16 protein-coding genes and 1 pseudogene are annotated in these 19,667 nt (G+C 52.0%); 12 read left to right on the top strand and 5 right to left on the bottom strand.

What is annotated here, in order from left to right:
• The first annotated feature begins 7 nt into the window (after positions 1–7).
• The 5 genes from BZJ19_RS14840 (at position 8) to tldD (ending at position 8,279) form a co-directional block, all read left to right on the top strand.
• Entirely contained in the window at positions 8–574 is a 567-nt protein-coding gene (locus tag BZJ19_RS14840) for a Maf family protein (RefSeq protein ID WP_069588170.1), read from the top strand.
• 38 nt (positions 575–612) lie between these two features.
• On the top strand, positions 613–2,082 hold the full coding sequence (rng, locus tag BZJ19_RS14835; protein WP_069588168.1) for a ribonuclease G: 1,470 nt from the start codon (positions 613–615) through the stop codon (positions 2,080–2,082).
• Between the two features lie 3 nt (positions 2,083–2,085).
• Positions 2,086–5,943 carry a YhdP family protein gene (locus tag BZJ19_RS14830; protein ID WP_077676213.1) on the top strand — a complete coding sequence of 1,286 codons (3,858 nt, stop codon included), beginning with the start codon at positions 2,086–2,088 and terminating at the stop codon, positions 5,941–5,943.
• Between the two features lie 2 nt (positions 5,944–5,945).
• Positions 5,946–6,764 (top strand): carbon-nitrogen hydrolase family protein, encoded by an 819-nt coding sequence (locus BZJ19_RS14825; protein ID WP_077676212.1) that lies wholly within the window; start codon positions 5,946–5,948, stop codon positions 6,762–6,764.
• A 66-nt stretch (positions 6,765–6,830) separates the two neighbouring features.
• On the top strand, positions 6,831–8,279 hold the full coding sequence (gene tldD / locus BZJ19_RS14820) for a metalloprotease TldD (RefSeq protein WP_077641062.1): 1,449 nt from the start codon (positions 6,831–6,833) through the stop codon (positions 8,277–8,279).
• Positions 8,280–8,314: 35 nt separating this feature from the next.
• Here the strand turns inward: tldD and yjgA are convergent, their stop codons facing one another.
• Entirely contained in the window at positions 8,315–8,842 is a 528-nt protein-coding gene (gene yjgA, locus BZJ19_RS14815) for a ribosome biogenesis factor YjgA (protein WP_077676211.1), read from the bottom strand.
• A gap of 128 nt (positions 8,843–8,970) precedes the next feature.
• Between yjgA and pmbA the strand changes: the two genes are divergently transcribed.
• Positions 8,971–10,311, top strand: coding sequence for a metalloprotease PmbA (gene pmbA / locus BZJ19_RS14810; protein WP_077676210.1), 1,341 nt, complete (start codon positions 8,971–8,973; stop codon positions 10,309–10,311).
• A gap of 94 nt (positions 10,312–10,405) precedes the next feature.
• Entirely contained in the window at positions 10,406–11,239 is an 834-nt protein-coding gene (locus BZJ19_RS14805) for a pyridoxamine 5'-phosphate oxidase family protein (protein ID WP_077479467.1), read from the top strand.
• Positions 11,240–11,245: 6 nt separating this feature from the next.
• On the opposite strand, the gene BZJ19_RS14800 is transcribed toward BZJ19_RS14805, so the two are convergent.
• From BZJ19_RS14800 to folB, 3 genes are read right to left on the bottom strand one after another with little or no spacing between them, the layout of a single operon-like run.
• A complete protein-coding gene (locus BZJ19_RS14800; protein ID WP_077676209.1) occupies positions 11,246–12,046 on the bottom strand; it encodes an undecaprenyl-diphosphate phosphatase in 801 nt (266 codons plus the stop codon).
• Between the two features lie 8 nt (positions 12,047–12,054).
• A complete protein-coding gene (folK, locus tag BZJ19_RS14795; RefSeq protein WP_077676208.1) occupies positions 12,055–12,549 on the bottom strand; it encodes a 2-amino-4-hydroxy-6-hydroxymethyldihydropteridine diphosphokinase in 495 nt (164 codons plus the stop codon).
• Positions 12,546–12,899 carry a dihydroneopterin aldolase gene (folB, locus tag BZJ19_RS14790; protein WP_069588147.1) on the bottom strand — a complete coding sequence of 118 codons (354 nt, stop codon included), beginning with the start codon at positions 12,897–12,899 and terminating at the stop codon, positions 12,546–12,548. Before folB ends, folK begins: the two co-directional genes overlap by 4 nt.
• Positions 12,900–13,069: 170 nt before the next feature.
• On the opposite strand from folB, the gene plsY reads away from it, so the two are divergent.
• Positions 13,070–13,669 carry a glycerol-3-phosphate 1-O-acyltransferase PlsY gene (gene plsY / locus BZJ19_RS14785; RefSeq protein WP_069588145.1) on the top strand — a complete coding sequence of 200 codons (600 nt, stop codon included), beginning with the start codon at positions 13,070–13,072 and terminating at the stop codon, positions 13,667–13,669.
• 38 nt (positions 13,670–13,707) lie between these two features.
• On the opposite strand, the gene tsaD is transcribed toward plsY, so the two are convergent.
• Positions 13,708–14,727: a tRNA (adenosine(37)-N6)-threonylcarbamoyltransferase complex transferase subunit TsaD gene (tsaD, locus tag BZJ19_RS14780; protein WP_077676207.1), complete on the bottom strand. Its 1,020-nt coding sequence runs from the start codon at positions 14,725–14,727 to the stop codon at positions 13,708–13,710.
• A 249-nt stretch (positions 14,728–14,976) separates the two neighbouring features.
• Here tsaD and rpsU point away from each other — a divergent pair, with 249 nt between their 5' ends.
• The 4 genes and pseudogenes from rpsU to rpoD all read left to right on the top strand — a co-directional run.
• Positions 14,977–15,192: a 30S ribosomal protein S21 gene (gene rpsU / locus BZJ19_RS14775; RefSeq protein ID WP_069588141.1), complete on the top strand. Its 216-nt coding sequence runs from the start codon at positions 14,977–14,979 to the stop codon at positions 15,190–15,192.
• Positions 15,193–15,215: 23 nt separating this feature from the next.
• A complete protein-coding gene (locus BZJ19_RS14770; protein WP_069588140.1) occupies positions 15,216–15,659 on the top strand; it encodes a GatB/YqeY domain-containing protein in 444 nt (147 codons plus the stop codon).
• 83 nt (positions 15,660–15,742) lie between these two features.
• Positions 15,743–17,494 (top strand): DNA primase, encoded by a 1,752-nt coding sequence (gene dnaG / locus BZJ19_RS14765; RefSeq protein ID WP_077676206.1) that lies wholly within the window; start codon positions 15,743–15,745, stop codon positions 17,492–17,494.
• An 81-nt stretch (positions 17,495–17,575) separates the two neighbouring features.
• Positions 17,576–19,426, top strand: a pseudogene (rpoD, locus tag BZJ19_RS14760) (RNA polymerase sigma factor RpoD); the annotation flags it as partial.
• Positions 19,427–19,667: the final 241 nt, after the last annotated feature.

Raw genomic sequence — 19,667 nt, 5'->3', positions numbered from 1 at the left:
GGATTTCATGAGCATTGATTTATATCTGGCGTCAGGCTCACCGCGACGCCAAGCGTTGTTGACCGATATGGGCATCAACTTTTCGCGGGTAGTGGTAGATGTTGAAGAACAGCAGAAAGCCGGTGAATCGCCTTATGCTTATGTGTCTCGGTTATCACAAGACAAAGCCCGTGCGGGAGTCGCAAAAACCGGTGGTCATTTACCTGTATTAGGCGCCGATACGATCGTCGTCGATGGCGAGCAGGTATTGGAAAAACCGCGCGATGAAGCGGATGGGGCGCGTATGCTCAAACAGCTATCTGGCCGTGAGCATCAAGTGATGACGGCGGTGACCGTTGCCAATGCGATGAAGCAAGTGACCACAGTGGTAACAACACGGGTGTGGTTTCGTGAGTTGACCGATGACGATATTCGCGCGTACTGGCAATCGAAAGAACCTATGGATAAAGCGGGCGGCTACGCCATTCAAGGCCTTGGCGGCAAGTTTGTTACCCGTATCGACGGCAGTTATCACGCGGTCGTTGGTTTGCCATTGTATGAAACCGAGCAGCTGCTCAAGCAATTTATGGCCTGAACAACCGTCAGGCCCCTTTTTGAGATGTCGGGGAAACCATGAGTGCGGAACTGTTAATCAATGTCACACCTAGCGAAACGCGGGTGGCGATGATAGAAGGTGGCAACCTTCAAGAAATCCATATTGAGCGAGAAGCGAAGCGCGGCATCGTAGGCAATATCTACAAAGGGAAAGTGAGTCGTGTCTTGCCTGGGATGCAGGCAGCCTTTGTCGATATTGGCTTAGATAAAGCGGCTTTTTTGCACGCCTCGGATATCGTGCCGCACACTGAGTGTGTCTCTGAAAATGAAAAACAGCAATTTCAAGTGCGCGATATTTCTGAATTGGTACGCCAAGGACAAGACATTGTGGTGCAGGTGGTCAAAGACCCCTTGGGCACCAAAGGCGCTCGCCTGACCACTGACATTACTTTGCCGTCGCGGTATCTGGTCTTTATGCCGGGCGCGTCGCATGTTGGCGTGTCACAGCGTATAGAAAGTGAAGAGGAGCGCAGTCGCTTAAAACGTATTGTCAGTGACTATTGCGATGAGCTGGGCGGCTTTATTATCCGCACCGCGGCAGAAGGCGCGACGGATAAAGAAATGGCGCAAGATGCAGCGTTTCTAAAACGGTTGTGGAAGAAGGTCTTAGAGCGGCGCGCACGGTATAAATCGAAATCCATGCTTTATGGCGAGTTGGCATTAGCGCAGCGCATTGTGCGTGATTTTGTTGGCACCGAGCTGGATTTGATTCGAGTCGATTCTCGCCAAGCATATGATACGTTGGAAGAATTCACCTCAGAATTTGTCCCCGAACTTGCCGGCAAGCTTGCTTACTACGATGGTCAGCAACCGATTTTTGATATGTACGACACCGAAAACGAAATCCAGCGCTCGCTGGAACGTAAGGTGGAGTTGAAGTCGGGGGGCTATTTGATCATTGATCAAACCGAGGCCATGACCACCATTGATATCAATACCGGGGCCTTTGTTGGGCGCCGTAACCTTGATGAGACTATCTTTAATACTAATGTTGAAGCGACACGAGCCATTGCTCGCCAACTGCGCCTGCGCAATTTGGGCGGTATTATCATCATCGATTTTATCGATATGAGTACCGACGAACACCGCCGCCGCGTGTTGCACTCGCTGGAACAAGCGTTAAGCCATGATCGGGTAAAAACCAACATTAATGGCTTTACCCAACTCGGCTTAGTGGAAATGACCCGCAAACGTACGCGCGAAAGTATTGAACATGTGCTGTGTGGTGAGTGTCCAACGTGTGAAGGCCGAGGCTCGGTGAAAACGGTAGAAACCGTCTGCTATGAAGTGCTGAGAGAAATCACTCGAGTGAACCGTGCCTATGATGCCGATAAATTTGTGGTATATGCCTCGCCGGCTGTGGTGGAAGCTTTGGTGGAAGAGGACTCCCACTTAGTTGCAGAGCTCGAAGTCTTTATTGGTAAGCAAGTAAAGGTGAAATCCGAGCCTTTGTATACCCAAGAGCAGTTTGACGTAGTAATGATGTAATCCATGACCTGGGTCGCGAAAATTGGACGCTGGCTGATAGCCGGCGTCGTGAGTCTTATTCTGTTAACCGCCGCCTTTATTGGCGGTTTGCGCTTTTTATTGCCTAACGTGGATATGGTGCGTGAGCCGCTACGACAATGGGTCAGCGAGCAAACGGGCTTTAGCGCGCGTCTTGGGACCATTGCAGGCCAATGGCGCAATCTTACGCCGTCATTGCAACTCAATAATGTCGCCTTGACCACCAGTGATAACAGTCCGCCGTTACTGACCGCAAACCACATTGATCTACAACTGGATGTCTTTGCGAGCTTATCTCGCCGTCAACCGGTGTTTTCCCATGTTACCCTCGATGGATTGACCTTTAACAGCGGTCAACTTCCCGATAAAAAAGACAGCACTGGGGTGCGTGAGCGCCTTGAAGATTTGTTTTTAGCCCGCCTTGGCCAGTTCTCTGTCACCAACGCTCGTCTGGTTCTTGTCACGCCCTCATTGGCGGCGCAGACGCTTAATATCGATAATTTGTTGTGGCGTAATCAAAATGGTCAACATCATGCGCAGGGCACCATCGGGATTGCGGGGACAGAGCTGGAAAAAATCCGCGTCAATGCGGCCTTTACCGAGACAGATGGGTTGGACTCGCTTAGTGGTGATTTTTATCTAGCTAGCGAAAACATGGATTTGGCACCGTGGCTGATGAAGCGCTTCACGCCGTCAGTGACGATTGATAATGCGCGCTTAGATGCCAATGCATGGCTGCGGGTTGAGAAAGGCCAAGTGGCAAATGCTTTGCTGGGTGTCGATACCTTGGCTTTGACGTGGCGCGATCAGCAGGGGGCCTCGAAGCAATGGGCACTCAAAGACAGCCGCGTGCAACTGCAGGCAAGGGAGGACCAGCAATGGCGCGTGGATAGCGATGGGGTTTGGGTTCAACAAGGGGATACCACGCTGCCGGCGCTGAATCAGTTGTCTTGGCAAGGAAACGAGTCTAACTGGCAGCTTAATGCTCGTCACCTCGACATTGCGGCATTGCGTCCTTTAGTTGGATTATTGAGCCAATCTGACCGTCAACATCAACTGATAGAGGCTCTTTCACCAGCCGGTACGGTGGACACGCTGGCAATGAGTCAGGCCTCCGATGGGCCGCTGCGCTATCAAGCCTCTTTCTCTGACATTCGCGCTAACCAGTGGGGGTATTTTCCGGCCTTTGAGGGGTTAAATGTCACCGTGTCCGGTGAGGGACATCAAGGCAAGGCAACCTTAGCATTGGGTCAACAATCGCTCCCTTATGGTGATTTTTTCCAAGCGCCATTACCGCTTGAGCATGGTGAGGTGACGGTGCAATGGGCGGAGCGTGGCGATACTTTGACGGTTTGGAGTGATGCGATTGCTATAAAAGCCGCTGATTTGGATGCGCGCGGGGCGTTTCGCTTAGACATTCCTTCGCAAGGTTCGCCGTTTTTGGCGCTCTATGCGAACGCCGATGTGCGTGATGCAGGCCAGACGTGGCGCTATTTACCTACCCGCGCGATGCCAGACTCCCTCACTGATTATCTCTCTCGTGCGATTCAGGGCGGGCAGGCACAGGGCAGTGACATTTTATGGTTTGGCGCCTTAAATGCGTTTCCTTACCGTCTACATGACGGCGTATTCCAAGCGCGAGTGCCGTTGCGTCAAGGCGCGTTCAGTTTTGATACCGCTTGGCCAACTCTGACCGAATTGGATGCTGAGCTCTTGTTTGAAAACGCTCGGTTAACTATTCAGGGCGATCATGTACGCCTTGGCGATGCGATCAGCCGTCAGGTTCGTGCGGATATCAACGATATGGAGGCTGCTGATAGTGCATTAACCTTAGAGGCGGATTTATCGGCCACTGGGGATGCGGTCCGTCGTTATATGTTGGCGACACCACTCGTTGACTCCTTGGGTGCGGCGTTGACGCACGTCCAAGTTGAGGGATTGGTGGATGCCAATTTAGCGCTCAATATTCCACTTGATGGCAGTCAGCTACATGCCACAGGCGAAGTGCGCTTTGCAGGTAATCAAGTGCTTATTCAAGCACCGTCCATGCAACTGGATAATGTCGCGGGCAGACTGCACTTTGACGATGACACGATTAGTACTCGTGGCCTCACTGCACAGTGGTTGGGTCAACCGATTTCGGTGAATTTTGACGGACAAACCGACGCGGCAGGTTATCAGTTGGATCTTAACCTCGACGCGGACTGGGACGTTGCCCCTTTGCTGGCTGAATTGTCGCTACCGCTCGGGGATTATCTCGCCGGTGGTGCACGCTGGCAGGCAACATTGGGCCTGACATTACACGACATCGGTTTTGACTACCAACTGGGGGTTGATATCGATACCACGCCCTTGCAGTCAACATTGCCCGCGCCACTGGCTAAACCACGCTGGTCAACCGGTAGTGCCTCGCTGGCAGCAACGGGCAACAGCGAAGGACTACAAGGGCGAATTCAGTTACCGGCAGTCAGCTATCAAGCGCGTATTAATACCCAAGGCGAGCGCCCAGTGATCACTGCAAGCCAATGGAATGTGGGCGAACAGCCTACCTCACTCTTGGCGACACAAGGGCATCGGCTGGATATTGACTTGGCGCAGCTAGATGTAATGCCGTGGCGCGACCTATGGCGTGATGTGACGCCGCAATGGCCACAAGGACAAAGTGATTTTCCGACCTTACCGGTGCCGACTAAAGTGAACGCACGCATAGCTCGCTTAGACGCCGACAAATTGAGATTTAATCAAGTGTCTCTTGCTGTGCGCAAAAAGCCGCAAGGATGGGACGCCTTACTCGGTAGCAATGAGCTTAGCGGCCGCGCCCAATGGCCGACGGGAGGGCGCTTAGCTATCGATGTCGATCATTGGCATATCAATATGATCGCCGATACCGCCGCAAAGGATCCGAATGCTCCTCTGTTTGCGCCAGTGGATAGCCGAGCCTCTACCGCCGATAAGGCGCTATTGGCGGCGGTGCCATCCACCGATATTTTGATCAAAGATTTATGGCTACAAGGCTATCGACTCGGGCGGGTCTCGGCATCACTCGATAAGCAAGAGGAACGAATTGACTTAACCTCATTGACCATCGAGAGCGGTGAAAACCAAGCGGCGGTGAGCGGGAGTTGGTTAATCGATGAGGATCAGCGCAATCAAACGGCACTCTCCATACAGTTAAATGGCGATAGCACGTCTGATTTAATGGGGCGCTTTGGGGTTAGCGGTGGTATCCAAGATGCGCGTTTTACCTCGCAAGCGGACATCTCCTATGCGGGACTGCCGTGGCAAGTGGATATCGCGAGTTTAAATGGTGAAGCCCGTGCCGATATCCAAGATGGTTACATCAGTGGCGTCGGAGGCGCGGGTAAATTACTGGGCTTATTTAGCTTGGATTCTATTTTGCGCAAAATCCAACTCGACTTTTCTGGCGTATTCGAAGATGGGCTGGCGTTTGATGACATTACCGGCCGTGCGGTGATCACAAATGGCGTGGTCGTGACCGATAATATCCGCATGGATGGATTAGCAGGTGATATGGTTATCAGAGGTATCGCTAACTTGGTCAGCAATCAAGTCAACGCGGATGTGCGCTTTACGCCAGATATTACCTCTGGGATCCCTGTGCTCAGCGCGTTTGCTGTTACGCCACAAACGGCGCTCTATGTATTGGCCGTCACCACGGCGATTTCGCCGGTTGTGGATGTATTTACACAGGTTCGCTATCAAGTTACTGGGCCGATTGGTACGCCTGACATTCGGGAAATTTCCCGTAATCAAGAGGCGCTAACCTTGCCCGCCGATGCCACGGAACGATTGCGCCAACAGGCAGAACAAGCCAAGGAGTGAGCATGATGAAAGTCGGCATCATCCAGATGAATTCGGGCGCCGATCCGGTGCAGAACATGGACGTACTACAAACCAGTTTGCAGCGGTTGCATCAACACGGGGTTAAACTGGCGCTGACGCCAGAAAATGCCTTGGTATTTGGTGATAAACAAGATTACCAACGGCACGCCGAGCCGTTAGGACATGGCCGTATTCAGCGCCAACTGGCAGAAATGGCGCACCAGTTCGACATCTGGCTGGTGGTGGGCGCCTTTCCAATCCAAAACGACAACGGCCGTCTGAGTAGCACAAGCTTAGTGTTCGATAATGCCGGACACTTGCGAGGTAGCTACGATAAGCTGCATATGTTTGATGTGGAAGTGGCGGATGCCCACGGACGTTATCGTGAGTCGGACTACTTTCAAGCCGGCGATCAACTTGCCACCGTGGATACGCCATTTGGTTGCTTGGGGTTAAGCATCTGCTATGACGTGCGTTTTGCGCCGCTCTATCATGCGTTGCGCGCGCAAGGCGCTGATATTTTAACCGTGCCGGCGGCGTTTACGCGCGTCACGGGACAGGCGCATTGGGAGGCGTTGTTGTGCGCCCGCGCGATTGAAACCCAATGCTGGGTGATTGCTGCCGGGCAATGTGGTGAACACAGTAAAGGCCGTCAAACGTGGGGGCATTCGATGATTATCGACCCTTGGGGGCAAGTAGTGGCGTCACTGGGGGACGACCCCGGTGTCACGTGGGCGGAGCTTGATCTGAGCATCGGTGAATCCATTCGCCGTAAAATGTCGGTGCTCGACCACGCTCGGTTGCAAACCCAATTGAAATAGCGCACCCTCGGCGCATCATCTTTTTATCTTTGGCTAGCATAAATAGCCACAACCAAGAGTAAGCGAATGAGTCTGGAACAGGTCGAAGAAACCTTATTGCGCCCTGCGGGGATCAGTGAGTCGCATCTCCAAGAGACACTGGCTCACCTGAGTGGTCGTCAAATTGACTACGGCGACGTTTTTTTCCAATCAACGTGGCACGAGTCGCTCGTCTTGGAAGATAGCATCATCAAAGACGGCTCGTTCAATATCGATCGAGGTGTAGGTGTACGCGCTATCACGGGTGAGAAAACCGGGTTTGCCTACTCGGACCAACTTAACGCTGATGCCTTGATGCAAAGTGCGACTGCCGCACGCGGGATTGCGCCCAAAGGTGGACAGGGTCAAGTCAGTGCCTTTCGCACGGTTCGAGGCGGTCAATACTATGGCCCGCTTGATCCGCTCGGTAGCCTAACTCGTGAGCAAAAAATCGCATTGCTGAAAGAAATCGACAGCTACATTCGAGCCAAAGAGCCGCGAGTGAAAGAAGTCAGTGCCAGTATTAATGGCTTGTACGAGCAAGTATTGATTGCCGCGACGGATGGGACCTATGCCGCGGATATCCGCCCTCTGGTCCGTTTATCTGTATCTGTGCTCGTTGAGCAGGATGGGCGCCGTGAGCGGGGAAGTGCCGGTGGCGGTGGCCGTTATGGTTACGAGGTATTCTTGCAAGAGCAAGATGGAAAAAGCACGGCATTACAGTTTGCTGATGAAGCCATTCGTTTGGCGCTGGTGAACTTGCGTGCAGAAGGCGCCCCTGCTGGCACCATGCCTGTGGTGTTAGGCGCGGGTTGGCCGGGCGTACTATTGCATGAAGCGGTCGGGCATGGCTTGGAGGGCGATTTCAACCGTAAAGAATCGTCTGTCTTCACCGGCAGCCTCGGTGAGCAAGTGACCTCACCGCTTTGCACCATTGTTGATGATGGCACGATGGCGGACCGTCGCGGCTCGCTCAATATCGATGATGAAGGGGTGCCGGGCCAATATAACGTCCTGATCGAAAACGGGGTGCTTAAAGGCTATATGCAAGATAAGCACAACGCGAGCTTGATGGGAGTGGCACCGACCGGAAACGGCCGTCGCGAATCTTATGCGCATTTACCCATGCCGCGCATGACCAATACCTACATGCTGGGTGGCGACAGTACGCCGAGTGATATTATTGCCAGTGTTGAGCATGGTTTGTATGCGCCCAACTTTGGTGGCGGACAAGTGGATATTACCTCGGGTAAATTTGTATTCTCGACCTCTGAAGCCTATTTAATTGAGAACGGCAAAGTTACCACGCCTGTGAAAGGGGCCACCTTGATTGGCAGTGGTATTGAGGCGATGCAACAAGTGTCGATGGTGGGTAATGATCTCGCGATTGACCGAGGCGTCGGCGTCTGCGGTAAGGCAGGGCAAAGTGTGCCGGTTGGCGTGGGTCAGCCAACGCTGAAACTTGATGCCATGACAGTGGGTGGCACGGAGTCATAAACAAACACGCCAGTGGAGAACACTGGCGTGAGGTTTTACAGGCTTTGGTCGTAAAAGCCTTTGATGTATTGGAAGATCTCGCGATACGCCTTGGGCGGCTTGTTTTGTTGTCGCTCTTTTTTAGCCTGACGGGCAAGTTGGCGTAAGCGTTGGCGGTCGGCCTCTGGATACTGCAGCATCACATCGTTGATAGCGTCGTCGCCTTCATCGACAACACGGTCGCGCAGCTTTTCGAGCTTATGCAGCTCAGCACTTTGTTGCGCGTGCTTGTTTTGTAGCTTATCCAGCGCCGCTTGAATCGGCTCAGGGTCGCGAGAGCGCATGAGCTTGCCGACATATTGCAATTGGCGACGACGTGCTTCGTTTTTTAAGCGTTGTGCGTCAACAATGGCGGTGTATAAGTCGTCGTCGAGTGGAAACTTTTCCAACACGGCAGGCTTGAGCTTAACCAGCTCTTCGCCAAGCTCTTGCAGGGCGAGCATATCGCGCTTCATCTCGGATTTACTCACCCAGATGATTTCTTCCTCTTCCTCCCAAGGAGCAGGTTTATTTTTACGGCCCATGTTCAACCTCAATGAGAATGTGCAATGACACTTATGTTAACAAGAAACGCGCACAAACGCGGGCTTTTTTGTCACCGGCTCGCGTGGCCCCGTATTCTAAATTCGAATTTTAATCAGAAAGGTCAACTATGAGTGTAAAACAGCAGGTCGCGGAGCAAGAGCAACACCTACGCCAAGCCGTCAGCCGTGCGTTGGACATGGCCGCGCAACGCAGTGATGCCGCAGAGGTAGCGATCACCAAAAGCACAGGGATCAGCGTCACGTCACGCATGGGTGAAGTGGAGAACGTAGAGTTTAATCGCGATGGTGCCTTGGGAGTGACTGTCTACTGCGATCAGCGCAAAGGTAGCGCATCCACGACAGATCTGTCCGAGCGTGCGATTGCCAAAACGGTCGAAGCCGCGTTGGAAATTGCCAGCTATACCTCACCGGATCCCTTTGGTGGCCCAGCACCAAAACACTTAATGGCCTTTGAGTATCCCGATCTTGATCTGTTTTACCCTGACGAGCCAGAGCCCGATGCTGCAGCCGCATTAGCCATTGAGGCGGAACAAGCCGCGTTAGGTTATGACTCGCGGATCAAATTCAGTGATGGCGCCAGTTACGACAGCCATTATGGAGTCCGTGTGTATGGCAATAGCCACGGCATGCTAGGCAGTTATGCCTCCAGCCGTCAGGCGCTAAGCTGCTCGGTGATCGCGGAAAGTGCCAATGGTATGGAGCGCGATATGAGCTACACGGTTGCGCGCGATAAAGCCGATTTATGGACCCCAACCTCAGTAGGCATCGAAGCGGCAAAACACGCGGTAGCGCGTTTAGACCCACGTAGTCTGGCGACGTGTGAAGTCCCCGTGATGTTTGATGCCAGTGTGGCGACCGGCCTGTTTGGTCATCTGGTGATGGCGATCAGTGGCTCTGCGTTATATCGCAAGTCGTCCTTTTTACTGGATAAAAAGGATGAACAAATCTTCCCTAACTGGCTCACGATCAATGAGTTACCCCACGTACTTAAAGGGTCGGCCAGCTCGCCGTTTGATAGCGAAGGGGTTCAGACCCAAGACAGACGCATTGTGGAGCAAGGGGTATTAAAAACCTACCTAGCGACCAGCTACGCGGCTCGCAAACTCGATATGGAGCCCACTGGCCATGCTGGCGGTATCCATAACTGGTATGTCAGCCACACCGGCCAAGATGCTGATGCCATGCTGAAAACCTTGGGCACCGGTCTGTTGGTGACTGAGTTAATGGGGCAGGGGGTGAATCCTGTCACTGGTGATTACTCGCGCGGCGCTGCGGGTTTTTGGGTGGAAAACGGTGAAATCCAATATCCAGTCAGCGGCATTACCATCGCGGGGAATTTAAACCAGATGTTCGCCAATATTGTCGCTATCGGCACAGATGTTGAGACGCGCAGCCAAATTCAAACCGGCTCAATCATTATTGATGCAATGAAAGTGGCTGGCGAGTAATAGCCATCACTTCCTCCCTAAGGGCGCCGATTGGCGCCCTTTTTAGTTTACTGCCATGCTAATAGCTGTTAGTCGAGCAGCGAGGGAGCGAGGCATGAACACAAGGCCGTTGCGTGATCTGATTGGAGCGCGTGTATTGGGCGTGCTAGGCACGTATTCCACCCCAGAGAAGATGGGCAGTATGGCGGTGTCGATTTGCGGTGTGGAGCCGCTTAGTGATACCCGGTTACGCACGATTTTTCCCAAAGGACACCAATTGAAAGACGGTCAATGGGTGACGTTACATCTCGATAATCGCACCGGGGTGAGTGACTATGACGCCGACCTTAAGGTGTATCGTCTGTCGTTTAAGGGCAAGGTGATTGCCACATCCGCCTTTGAGGTCATGATTGATGCGCTTGAGTATCAAGTGGCCTATGGGATGGGCGTGGTGAAGTCTTATCAAGCTCCTGATTATGCTTATCCGTTAGATACGCGTCGGACCGTGGCGTTACCCACCACACCTTTATCGCAAGTCCCGGCTATGGATGACAGTGAGTATGATAATAAAATCGGTGTGCTTTTGACCTATGCGCCGAGTCAGCCCCATACGACGGTGATGGCGTTTTTATCGTCGGTCGAGGATGACATTTTCTTTATCACCTTTCCCAGTACTTTCAAATCCTTGCTGCTAAAACGCGACAACCGCTGTTACTTTGCGATTGATAGCCGCGCAACCTTTACCTTTGAACAGGCGATTGAATGGAACTACAGCATTATTCGCGGCGAGGTCTACACCGTACCTAAACCGTCGATGATGTTTGATGAGATACGAGAGCGTTTTGTGGCGAAAAACCCGTGGGAAGTGGGCTTTTTTAGCCATCCTGAGGTGGAGATGTACCACCTGAAGGCAGCCAATGTGGTCTGCCCTCGGATGGCATTAGATTAGTGAGGCTTATTGGCTCATCAATAGCGCAATAAGGCCCACACCCAAAATCAGGCGGTAAATCACGAACGGTAACATACCCACTCGGGTGACCAGCTTTAAAAACGCATGAATACACGCATAGGCGCTGACAAAAGAGACCAACACGCCAACCCCAATGGGGGCAAGTTCAACCGGCACTGGGCTGGTGGCCAGCTGTAAGCCCAGATACGATCCGGCGAGGGTGATGATCGGAATCGACATCAAAAATGAGAAACGCGCGGCGGCTTCTCGGGTGTAGCCTAGCATCAACGCAGCAGTAATGGTGGCGCCCGAACGTGAGGTGCCTGGGATCAAGGCAAGTGCTTGAGCGACCCCGATGAACAGCGCACGCGATCGAGTGGTTTGATACTCATCGCATTGTTGACGCGCATGGTGGTCGGCCCACCAAAGCAGTGCGCCAAATAGCAAGGTGGTAGCGGCAATCACCCACGCTGAACGCAGGTAAAGCTCAATCAAATCTTTAAGAAACAGGCCTGCCACGCAGGCGGGAATGGTCGCCAATACGATCATCCAAGCCAATTGACTATCCCGACTGTGTTTGCCTGTGAACGACGCGAAAAAGGCACCTAACAGTGACACGACTTCACGACGGAAATAGCCAATCACAGCAGCGAGTGTACCGACATGAACGGCCACATCGAAGGCTAAGCCTTGGTCGGCCCAGCCAAAAATCTGCGATGGCAAAATGAGGTGGGCGGAGCTGGAAATGGGCAAAAACTCGGTTAAGCCTTGAATAAGGGCAAGGAAAAAGGCTTCAAACATGCTCATGGTAATGATTATTCCTTCAAATACGCAGGGGTCTCGATAGGCCATAGTGGCTGGGCTTGGTCAAATTGCTGCCAAAGCTGCGCAAATGTTCGTCCATCCCCGGGAATTGCTTGATCGGGACACAGTTCAGCGAGTGGCCAAAGGGTGAATGCAAATTTATAAATATCGTTGCGCGGTAAGGCTGGTCCGCTGGACTGACACTGATAGCCAAAGGTCAATAAGTCGATGTCCAAGGTGCGATCGCGATACTTAACGTCGTCGCGCTGTCGCCCATATCGACTTTCGATATCGCGTATGGTTTGCCAAAAGGTTTGCAGATCGAGTGTGGTGTCGAGCTCAGCAATAAGGTTATAGAAATTCGGCCCTTCAAAGCCGACGGGTTCGGCCTCAAAAATGCGCGAAAAACGGCAGTGCGGGTCTAAGGCACGTAACGCTTCAACTGCAGCTTGAATATGCAGGTCGCGATCGATGTTTGAGCCAATACTGACTAATGCTTTTGTCACCGTGTGCCTCGCTCTATTACTACGCCAACATTACGCGCTTGAGCGACGGCACCAGGTTTGGCCACACGCACCTTTACCCAGCTGACGCCAAATTGTGACTGGATTAGCGCGGCGACCTCTTCGGCGACCCGCTCGATGAGCGCACAGCGGCTGGCTTGGACATGTGCAATCACAGCCTCACTGACACTGGCATAATCCAGCGCTAAACTGACATCATCACTTTGGGCGGCGGGACGATTGTCGTGCGCCATTTCGATATCGAGTACCAACTTTTGTTGGATAGTTTGTTCCCAATCGTAGACACCGATGGTGGTCACAACGTCGAGTTGTTCTATAAAGACGGAATCCATGTTTTTTCACACTCCGTGACAGGTCGGATACCACTGTGGTAAGAAAGCCCGTATTATCGAGCTTATCGATTGACACTTGGATGCGCGATGCGTTCCGATCCATGTTGCGTCTAATCAAGATCGTGGGCGCACTATAGCAACGAATGCAGCACAAACTCTAGGAATTTCACATGACTGCACTGGCCATTGCCATCATCATCGCTGCCTATTTGCTCGGCTCTGTTTCCAGTGCGGTGCTGGTGTGCCGGGCCTATGGTCTGCCGGATCCTCGCGAACAAGGGTCTGGAAATCCGGGCGCGACCAATGTGTATCGCCTCGGCGGTCGCACGGCCGCGGCATTGGTCTTAGTGTGCGACATGCTTAAAGGGACGATCCCGGTTTGGCTCAGTTATCTTATCGGGATTAATCCGTTTTTGCTTGGCTTGATTGGCATCGCCGCCTGTCTTGGGCACATTTATCCGGTGTTCTTTCATTTTCGAGGTGGCAAAGGTGTGGCGACGGCGCTAGGTGCTATGGCCCCGATAGGACTCAGTCTGACTGGCTTGTTAGTGCTGACTTGGGGAGTGGTGTTGGTGATCACCGGCTATTCGTCATTAAGTGCCATCGTCACTGCTATTTTGGCACCGCTTTTCACTTGGTGGATTAAACCGCAATTTACCATGCCAGTGGCGATGCTTTCCTGCCTGATCTTATTTCGTCATTACGAAAATATTCGTCGCCTGCTCGATGGCGAGGAAAAACCCATCGTGCTCAGGCGCTGGCGACGTTAACAGACGTAAAAAAAGCAGCTCAAGGCTGCTTTTTCGCATCATTTAGTCAGCGATGGCAAGGTATCAATCGGCCAGCGAGGCTGTGCCTTCACCCCCAGCCCCATATGCTCACCGTTTTTGAGTCGCTGCATCCCCGCGTAGGCAATCATGGCACCGTTATCGGTACAGAACTCGGGACGCGGATAGAAAACGTCGCCGCCCAGTTTGCGCGTGAGGGTGTCGAGTTTGTCGCGTAAATAACGGTTCGCGCTAACGCCGCCAGCAACCACTAATCGATTCATGCCACATTGTTCTAACGCTCGCTTACACTTGATTGTCAGTGTATCCACCACCGCGTCTTGGAAGGCATACGCGATATCCGCACGGGTTTGCGGATCATTGTCATTGGCTGCAATGGTATTCGCGGCAAATGTCTTCAAGCCGGAAAAGCTGAAATCGAGACCGGGGCGATCGGTCATCGGACGCGGGAAGGTGAAGCGGCCGTGGGTGCCGTTTTCTGCCAGTTTTGACAATAAGGGGCCACCGGGATAATCAAGGTTCATCAGCTTCGCGGTTTTATCAAATGCTTCACCGGCTGCGTCATCAATCGACTCACCAAGAATGCGGTATTCGCCAATACCCTTTACTTCGACTAACAGCGTGTGTCCGCCGGAGACGAGCAACGCCACAAACGGAAAGGGAGGAGGCGTGTCTTCTAACATAGGCGCAAGTAAGTGGCCTTCCATATGATGCACCGCTACCGCCGGCACTTGCCAAGCGTACGCGAGGCTGCGACCGATGGTGGCACCGACTAGCAGGGCACCGACCAATCCGGGACCGGCGGTGTAGGCCACGCCATCGATATCCGCTGGTGTCAGCTGTGCCTCTGCCATCGCTGCTTTGACTAATGGCAAGGTCTTTTTAACGTGATCGCGAGAGGCTAACTCAGGGACAACCCCACCATAATCGGCATGAAGCTTTACCTGRCTGTAAAGTTTATGTGACAAAAGCCCGCGCTGATCGTCGTAGATCGCCACGCCAGTTTCGTCACACGATGTCTCTATGCCTAAAATTCGCATCATAACCTCAGGAAAACAGCCGATAGATTGAACGCTTAGGATAAATGAGCACGCTGAGCGTGAAGACCGAAGCGAGAAGACGTTGCCAGCATAGGCTGGCGGTGCGCGCAATCTTACATGGCTTGGAAGTAATTCGCCAGATGTGCTTTACAATGCCCCCCTATTCGGATTAGAATTTCGCACCATTTTTAATCAAGGCTGGCCAATAATTCGCCAGCGATAACTGATAACCCCTGAGGTGAAAGGCACATGCCAGTAGTTAAAGTACGTGAAAACGAACCATTTGACGTAGCATTGCGTCGCTTTAAGCGCTCTTGTGAAAAAGCAGGTATTCTTTCTGAAGTTCGCCGTCGTGAGCACTTCGAAAAGCCAACTACCGTTCGCAAACGCGCTAAAGCCGCTGCTCAAAAACGTCACCTGAAGAAGTTGGCACGCGAAAACCAACGTCGCGTACGTCTGTACTAATTTAGTCAGATTAGGTAGGTGCTATGGAATTGCTTGAACGTCTAAAAGATGCCCAAAAAGCGGCGATGAAAGCGAAAGACAAGACGCGTCTTGGTACGATTCGCCTTCTGATGTCAGCCATTAAACAGCAAGAAGTGGATACCCGTCAGTCATTGAGTGACGAGGACATTCTTGCGGTGCTGACAAAAAGCGTAAAGCAGCGCCGTGATTCCGTAGCCCAATACCAATCAGCCGGTCGTGATGACCTTGCCGATGCGGAACTTGCGGAAATTGCAGTGATTGAAGAATTTCTTCCTCAACCACTGAGTGAAGCAGAAGTCGATGCATTGGTAAAAGCTGCCGTTGAAAAAACCGGCGCAGCCTCCATGCAAGACATGGGCAAGGTGATGGGGGTACTAAAACCTCAAATCCAAGGCCGAGCTGATATGGGAAAAGTTAGCCAACTCGTGAAAGCGAATTTAAGCTAAGCTTTTCCAGACCTTACAACAAGCCGTGCTTTCCGTAATGGACGGCGCGGCTTGTTTGCTTCTCTCCCTATAAATTTCAGGTTATGGCAGGCAGAATCCCGCGCGCATTCATTGACGACTTGCTCTCACGTCTCGACATTGTTGAGATCATAGACGCACGGGTCAAGCTCAAGAAAAAGGGCAAGAATTACAGCGCCTGTTGTCCGTTCCATAACGAAAAAACGCCTTCATTTAGCGTTAGCCAAGAAAAGCAGTTTTACCACTGCTTCGGATGTGGTGTGCACGGTAATGCCATCGATTTTGTGATGGAATTTGATCGATTGGAGTTTCCCGATGCGATCGAAGAGTTAGCGAACACACTCGGTTTAGACGTGCCCCGTGAACAAGCGAATGGCGGGACAGCACGCCCCAGCATTCCCACGGATGATAAACGTCAGATTTATGAAACCATGGAAGCCATTGCACGGACCTACAGCAGCGAGCTGCGAACGGAAGCCGGACAAGTGGCGGTGGATTATCTCAAACAACGTGGTCTATCCGGTGAAGTGGTAAAACAGTTTGGTATTGGGTATGTCCCTGATCATTGGGACACCATTAAGCGACGTTTTGGTCGTAGCCAAGCGGAGCAACGCCAGCTGATCACCGCCGGCATGTTGATTGAAAACGACAATGGTCGCAGTTATGACCGTTTTCGTGGTCGCGTGATGTTTCCTATCCGCGATCGCCGAGGCCGTGTGATTGGCTTTGGTGGACGGGTGTTAGGGGATGGCACCCCGAAATACCTGAACTCGCCAGAAACGCCGATCTTTCATAAAGGTCGGGAGTTGTATGGCTTGTATGAAGTGATGCAACGTTATCGCCACCCTGAGCGTATCCTCGTGGTTGAAGGCTATATGGACGTGGTGGCACTGGCACAATTTGGCGTCGATTACGCTGTGGCCTCGCTGGGGACATCGACCACAGGGGAGCATATGCAAACCCTGTTTCGGCAAAGTAGTACTATACTTTGCTGCTACGATGGCGATCGAGCCGGCCGAGAAGCGGCATGGCGGGCGATGGAGCAAGCACTGCCTTTCATGAATGATGGCAGGCAGCTCAAATTTATGTTTTTGCCCGACGGTGAAGATCCGGATTCGATGATCCGCCAAGAGGGCAAAGAAGGGTTTGAACAGCGGTTGAATGAGGCACAAACCCTCTCCACCTTTATGTTCACCACCTTGCTTAAGCAAGTCGACACCAGCAGCCAAGAAGGCAAAGCCAAGTTGGCGAACTTGGCAGTGCCTTTGATTGAAAAAGTGCCCGGGGATACGTTGCGCCTTTACCTGCGTAATACACTGGGGCAGAAATTGGGCATCATGGATGACCATCAGCTAGAGACTTTGATCCGTCGCCAAGGACAGCCCGTTAAAGTACATGGGCAATCAGAGATTAAGCGTACGCCGATGCGTGAGGTGATTGCGCTACTGGTCCAGTACCCGTACTTGGGCCAAGAGGTACCACCGTTGCCATCAGCGGAGTCGATTGATTTGCCCGGTTTGGCGTTACTCAATCCGATCCTTGAGATCTGTCGAGCGCGCCCCAATATTACTACCGGTCAGTTGCTAGAGCACTGGCGGGGGACAAAACAAGAAGCCTTGCTGGCGCGGTTAGCCGGCTGGGATCTTTATATTGACGATGATAATGCGTCAGAACTTTTTTGCGATTCACTGGATAAAATACTCGCCCAGTGTGTCGAACAACAAATAGCCAAGTTGCAAGCGAAGTCAAATACCGTCGGCTTATCAGTCGAAGAGAAGCGGGAACTGATGCTACTGATACAGAGCCAGTCCGTTTAGAAAGTAGCCAGCAAAGGCGACATTTGTTAAAATTGGCGGTTTGCGTTTCCGCATACTAAATTCTTCACTCAGACCCGAAGTTGGATATCGTCTATGGATCAAAATCCGCAGTCACAGCTAAAGTTGCTTGTCGCAAAAGGCAAGGAACAAGGCTATCTGACCTATGCCGAAGTTAACGACCACCTCCCGGAAGACATTGTCGATTCCGACCAGATAGAAGACATCATTCAGATGATCAATGACATGGGCATCCAAGTGGTAGAAGCCGCGCCCGATGCTGATGAGTTGATGATGTCTGAGACCGTGGCCGACGAAGACGCGGTAGAAGCCGCAGCGGCAGCGCTGTCCAGTGTGGAAAGTGAAATTGGCCGTACCACCGATCCTGTGCGCATGTATATGCGTGAAATGGGAACGGTAGAGCTTCTGACCCGTGAGGGTGAGATCGATATCGCTAAGCGTATCGAAGACGGCATTAACCAAGTACAGTGCTCGGTGGCGGAATACCCGGCCTCGATTGCCTCACTGCTTGATCAGTTCGATAAGGTGGAAGCGGAAGAGCTACGCCTGACTGACATCATCTCTGGGTTTATTGATCCAACCCAAGATGACGTGGCTCCGACCGCCACCCACATCGGCTCTGAGCTGAGTGAGAAAGAGCTCGAAGACGAAGATGACGACGACGCTGATGACGACGACGATGATGATAGCGAAGAAGATGTCGGTATCGATCCTGAGCTTGCACGTGAGAAGTTTAGCGAGCTCCGTCGTACGTATTCCAATATGGAAGCGGCAATCAACCAGTATGGTCGTTACGACGACCGCACTAAATCGTCTATCGAAGAGCTGTCAGAAACCTTCAAGCAGTTCCGCTTGGTGCCTAAGCAGTTTGATCGTCTGGTTAACGAAATGCGCCAGACCATGGACAAAGTGCGTACCCAAGAACGCTTGGTAATGCGTCTGTGTGTCGATCAGGCCAAAATGCCGAAGAAAACCTTCGTGCAGCTGTTTGCCGGTAACGAATCATCCGATGCATGGATTGATGAAGCGCTGTCATCCGGTAAGCCGTATGCAGAGCGTGTGGCACGTTACGAAGAAGATCTGCGTCGTTGTGTGCAGAAATTAAAAATCATCGAAGAAGAGACGGGCCTGTCTGTTGAGCGTATCAAAGACATTAGCCGTCGCATGTCTATCGGTGAAGCGAAAGCACGCCGCGCGAAGAAAGAGATGGTGGAAGCCAACTTACGTCTGGTTATTTCGATTGCTAAGAAATACACCAACCGTGGCTTACAATTCTTGGATTTGATTCAAGAAGGTAACATTGGCTTGATGAAAGCGGTGGATAAATTTGAATACCGCCGTGGTTATAAGTTCTCAACCTATGCGACTTGGTGGATCCGTCAGGCGATTACTCGCTCGATTGCAGACCAAGCCCGGACAATTCGTATTCCGGTGCACATGATTGAGACTATCAACAAGCTTAACCGCATCTCACGTCAAATGCTTCAGGAAATGGGCCGTGAGCCACTGCCTGAAGAGTTGGCGGAGCGCATGATGATGCCGGAAGATAAAATCCGCAAAGTCCTCAAGATTGCGAAAGAGCCAATCTCAATGGAAACCCCTATCGGTGATGATGAAGATTCACATCTGGGCGATTTCATTGAAGATACCACCCTTGAGCTACCGATGGACTCAGCAACGTCTAACAACCTGAAAATGGCGACCAATGACGTATTGGCCGGTCTGACACCGCGTGAAGCAAAAGTGCTACGTATGCGCTTTGGTATCGATATGAATACCGACCACACGTTGGAAGAAGTCGGTAAGCAGTTTGATGTTACGCGTGAGCGTATTCGTCAGATTGAAGCGAAAGCGCTGCGTAAACTGCGTCACCCAAGCCGTTCAGAGACATTACGTAGCTTCTTGGACGAGTAAGCGGTAAGCGTTTTGTACTGCCCAATAGAAAGGCGAGCCAATGGCTTAATGCCGATCAGTTAAGCAAAAAATGATCGGTTGAACGATCCTGAGAGGGTGTCAAAATCCGAGTGTTTCTGCACACTCGGATTTTTTATGTTCTTAAGACAAGCCCTCGACCGAATACATCAATTCTCTGCTGACCAACTCAATGGTCTATCCGATCTCCTTTGCCCTGAACTCATTCACCAATGTCTTGAGG

Source organism: Salinivibrio proteolyticus, assembly GCF_001996165.1.
GTDB classification, from domain to species: Bacteria; Pseudomonadota; Gammaproteobacteria; order Enterobacterales; family Vibrionaceae; genus Salinivibrio; species Salinivibrio proteolyticus.
This window is presented reverse-complemented; position numbering and strand designations above follow the sequence as displayed.

What these genes read in the sequence shown, in the direction of transcription:
- BZJ19_RS14805 (WP_077479467.1), top strand. Translation starts at nt 10,406, where the DNA reads ATGAACACAAGGCCGTTGCGTGATCTGATTGGAGCGCGTGTATTGGGC.
- BZJ19_RS14770 (WP_069588140.1), top strand. Translation starts at nt 15,216, where the DNA reads ATGGAATTGCTTGAACGTCTAAAAGATGCCCAAAAAGCGGCGATGAAA.
- BZJ19_RS14825 (WP_077676212.1), top strand. Translation starts at nt 5,946, where the DNA reads ATGATGAAAGTCGGCATCATCCAGATGAATTCGGGCGCCGATCCGGTG.
- rpsU (WP_069588141.1), top strand. Translation starts at nt 14,977, where the DNA reads ATGCCAGTAGTTAAAGTACGTGAAAACGAACCATTTGACGTAGCATTG.
- BZJ19_RS14840 (WP_069588170.1), top strand. Translation starts at nt 8, where the DNA reads ATGAGCATTGATTTATATCTGGCGTCAGGCTCACCGCGACGCCAAGCG.
- rng (WP_069588168.1), top strand. Translation starts at nt 613, where the DNA reads ATGAGTGCGGAACTGTTAATCAATGTCACACCTAGCGAAACGCGGGTG.
- folB (WP_069588147.1), bottom strand. Translation starts at nt 12,899, where the DNA reads ATGGATTCCGTCTTTATAGAACAACTCGACGTTGTGACCACCATCGGT.
- yjgA (WP_077676211.1), bottom strand. Translation starts at nt 8,842, where the DNA reads ATGGGCCGTAAAAATAAACCTGCTCCTTGGGAGGAAGAGGAAGAAATC.
- pmbA (WP_077676210.1), top strand. Translation starts at nt 8,971, where the DNA reads ATGAGTGTAAAACAGCAGGTCGCGGAGCAAGAGCAACACCTACGCCAA.
- BZJ19_RS14800 (WP_077676209.1), bottom strand. Translation starts at nt 12,046, where the DNA reads ATGAGCATGTTTGAAGCCTTTTTCCTTGCCCTTATTCAAGGCTTAACC.
- BZJ19_RS14830 (WP_077676213.1), top strand. Translation starts at nt 2,086, where the DNA reads ATGACCTGGGTCGCGAAAATTGGACGCTGGCTGATAGCCGGCGTCGTG.
- dnaG (WP_077676206.1), top strand. Translation starts at nt 15,743, where the DNA reads ATGGCAGGCAGAATCCCGCGCGCATTCATTGACGACTTGCTCTCACGT.
- tldD (WP_077641062.1), top strand. Translation starts at nt 6,831, where the DNA reads ATGAGTCTGGAACAGGTCGAAGAAACCTTATTGCGCCCTGCGGGGATC.
- plsY (WP_069588145.1), top strand. Translation starts at nt 13,070, where the DNA reads ATGACTGCACTGGCCATTGCCATCATCATCGCTGCCTATTTGCTCGGC.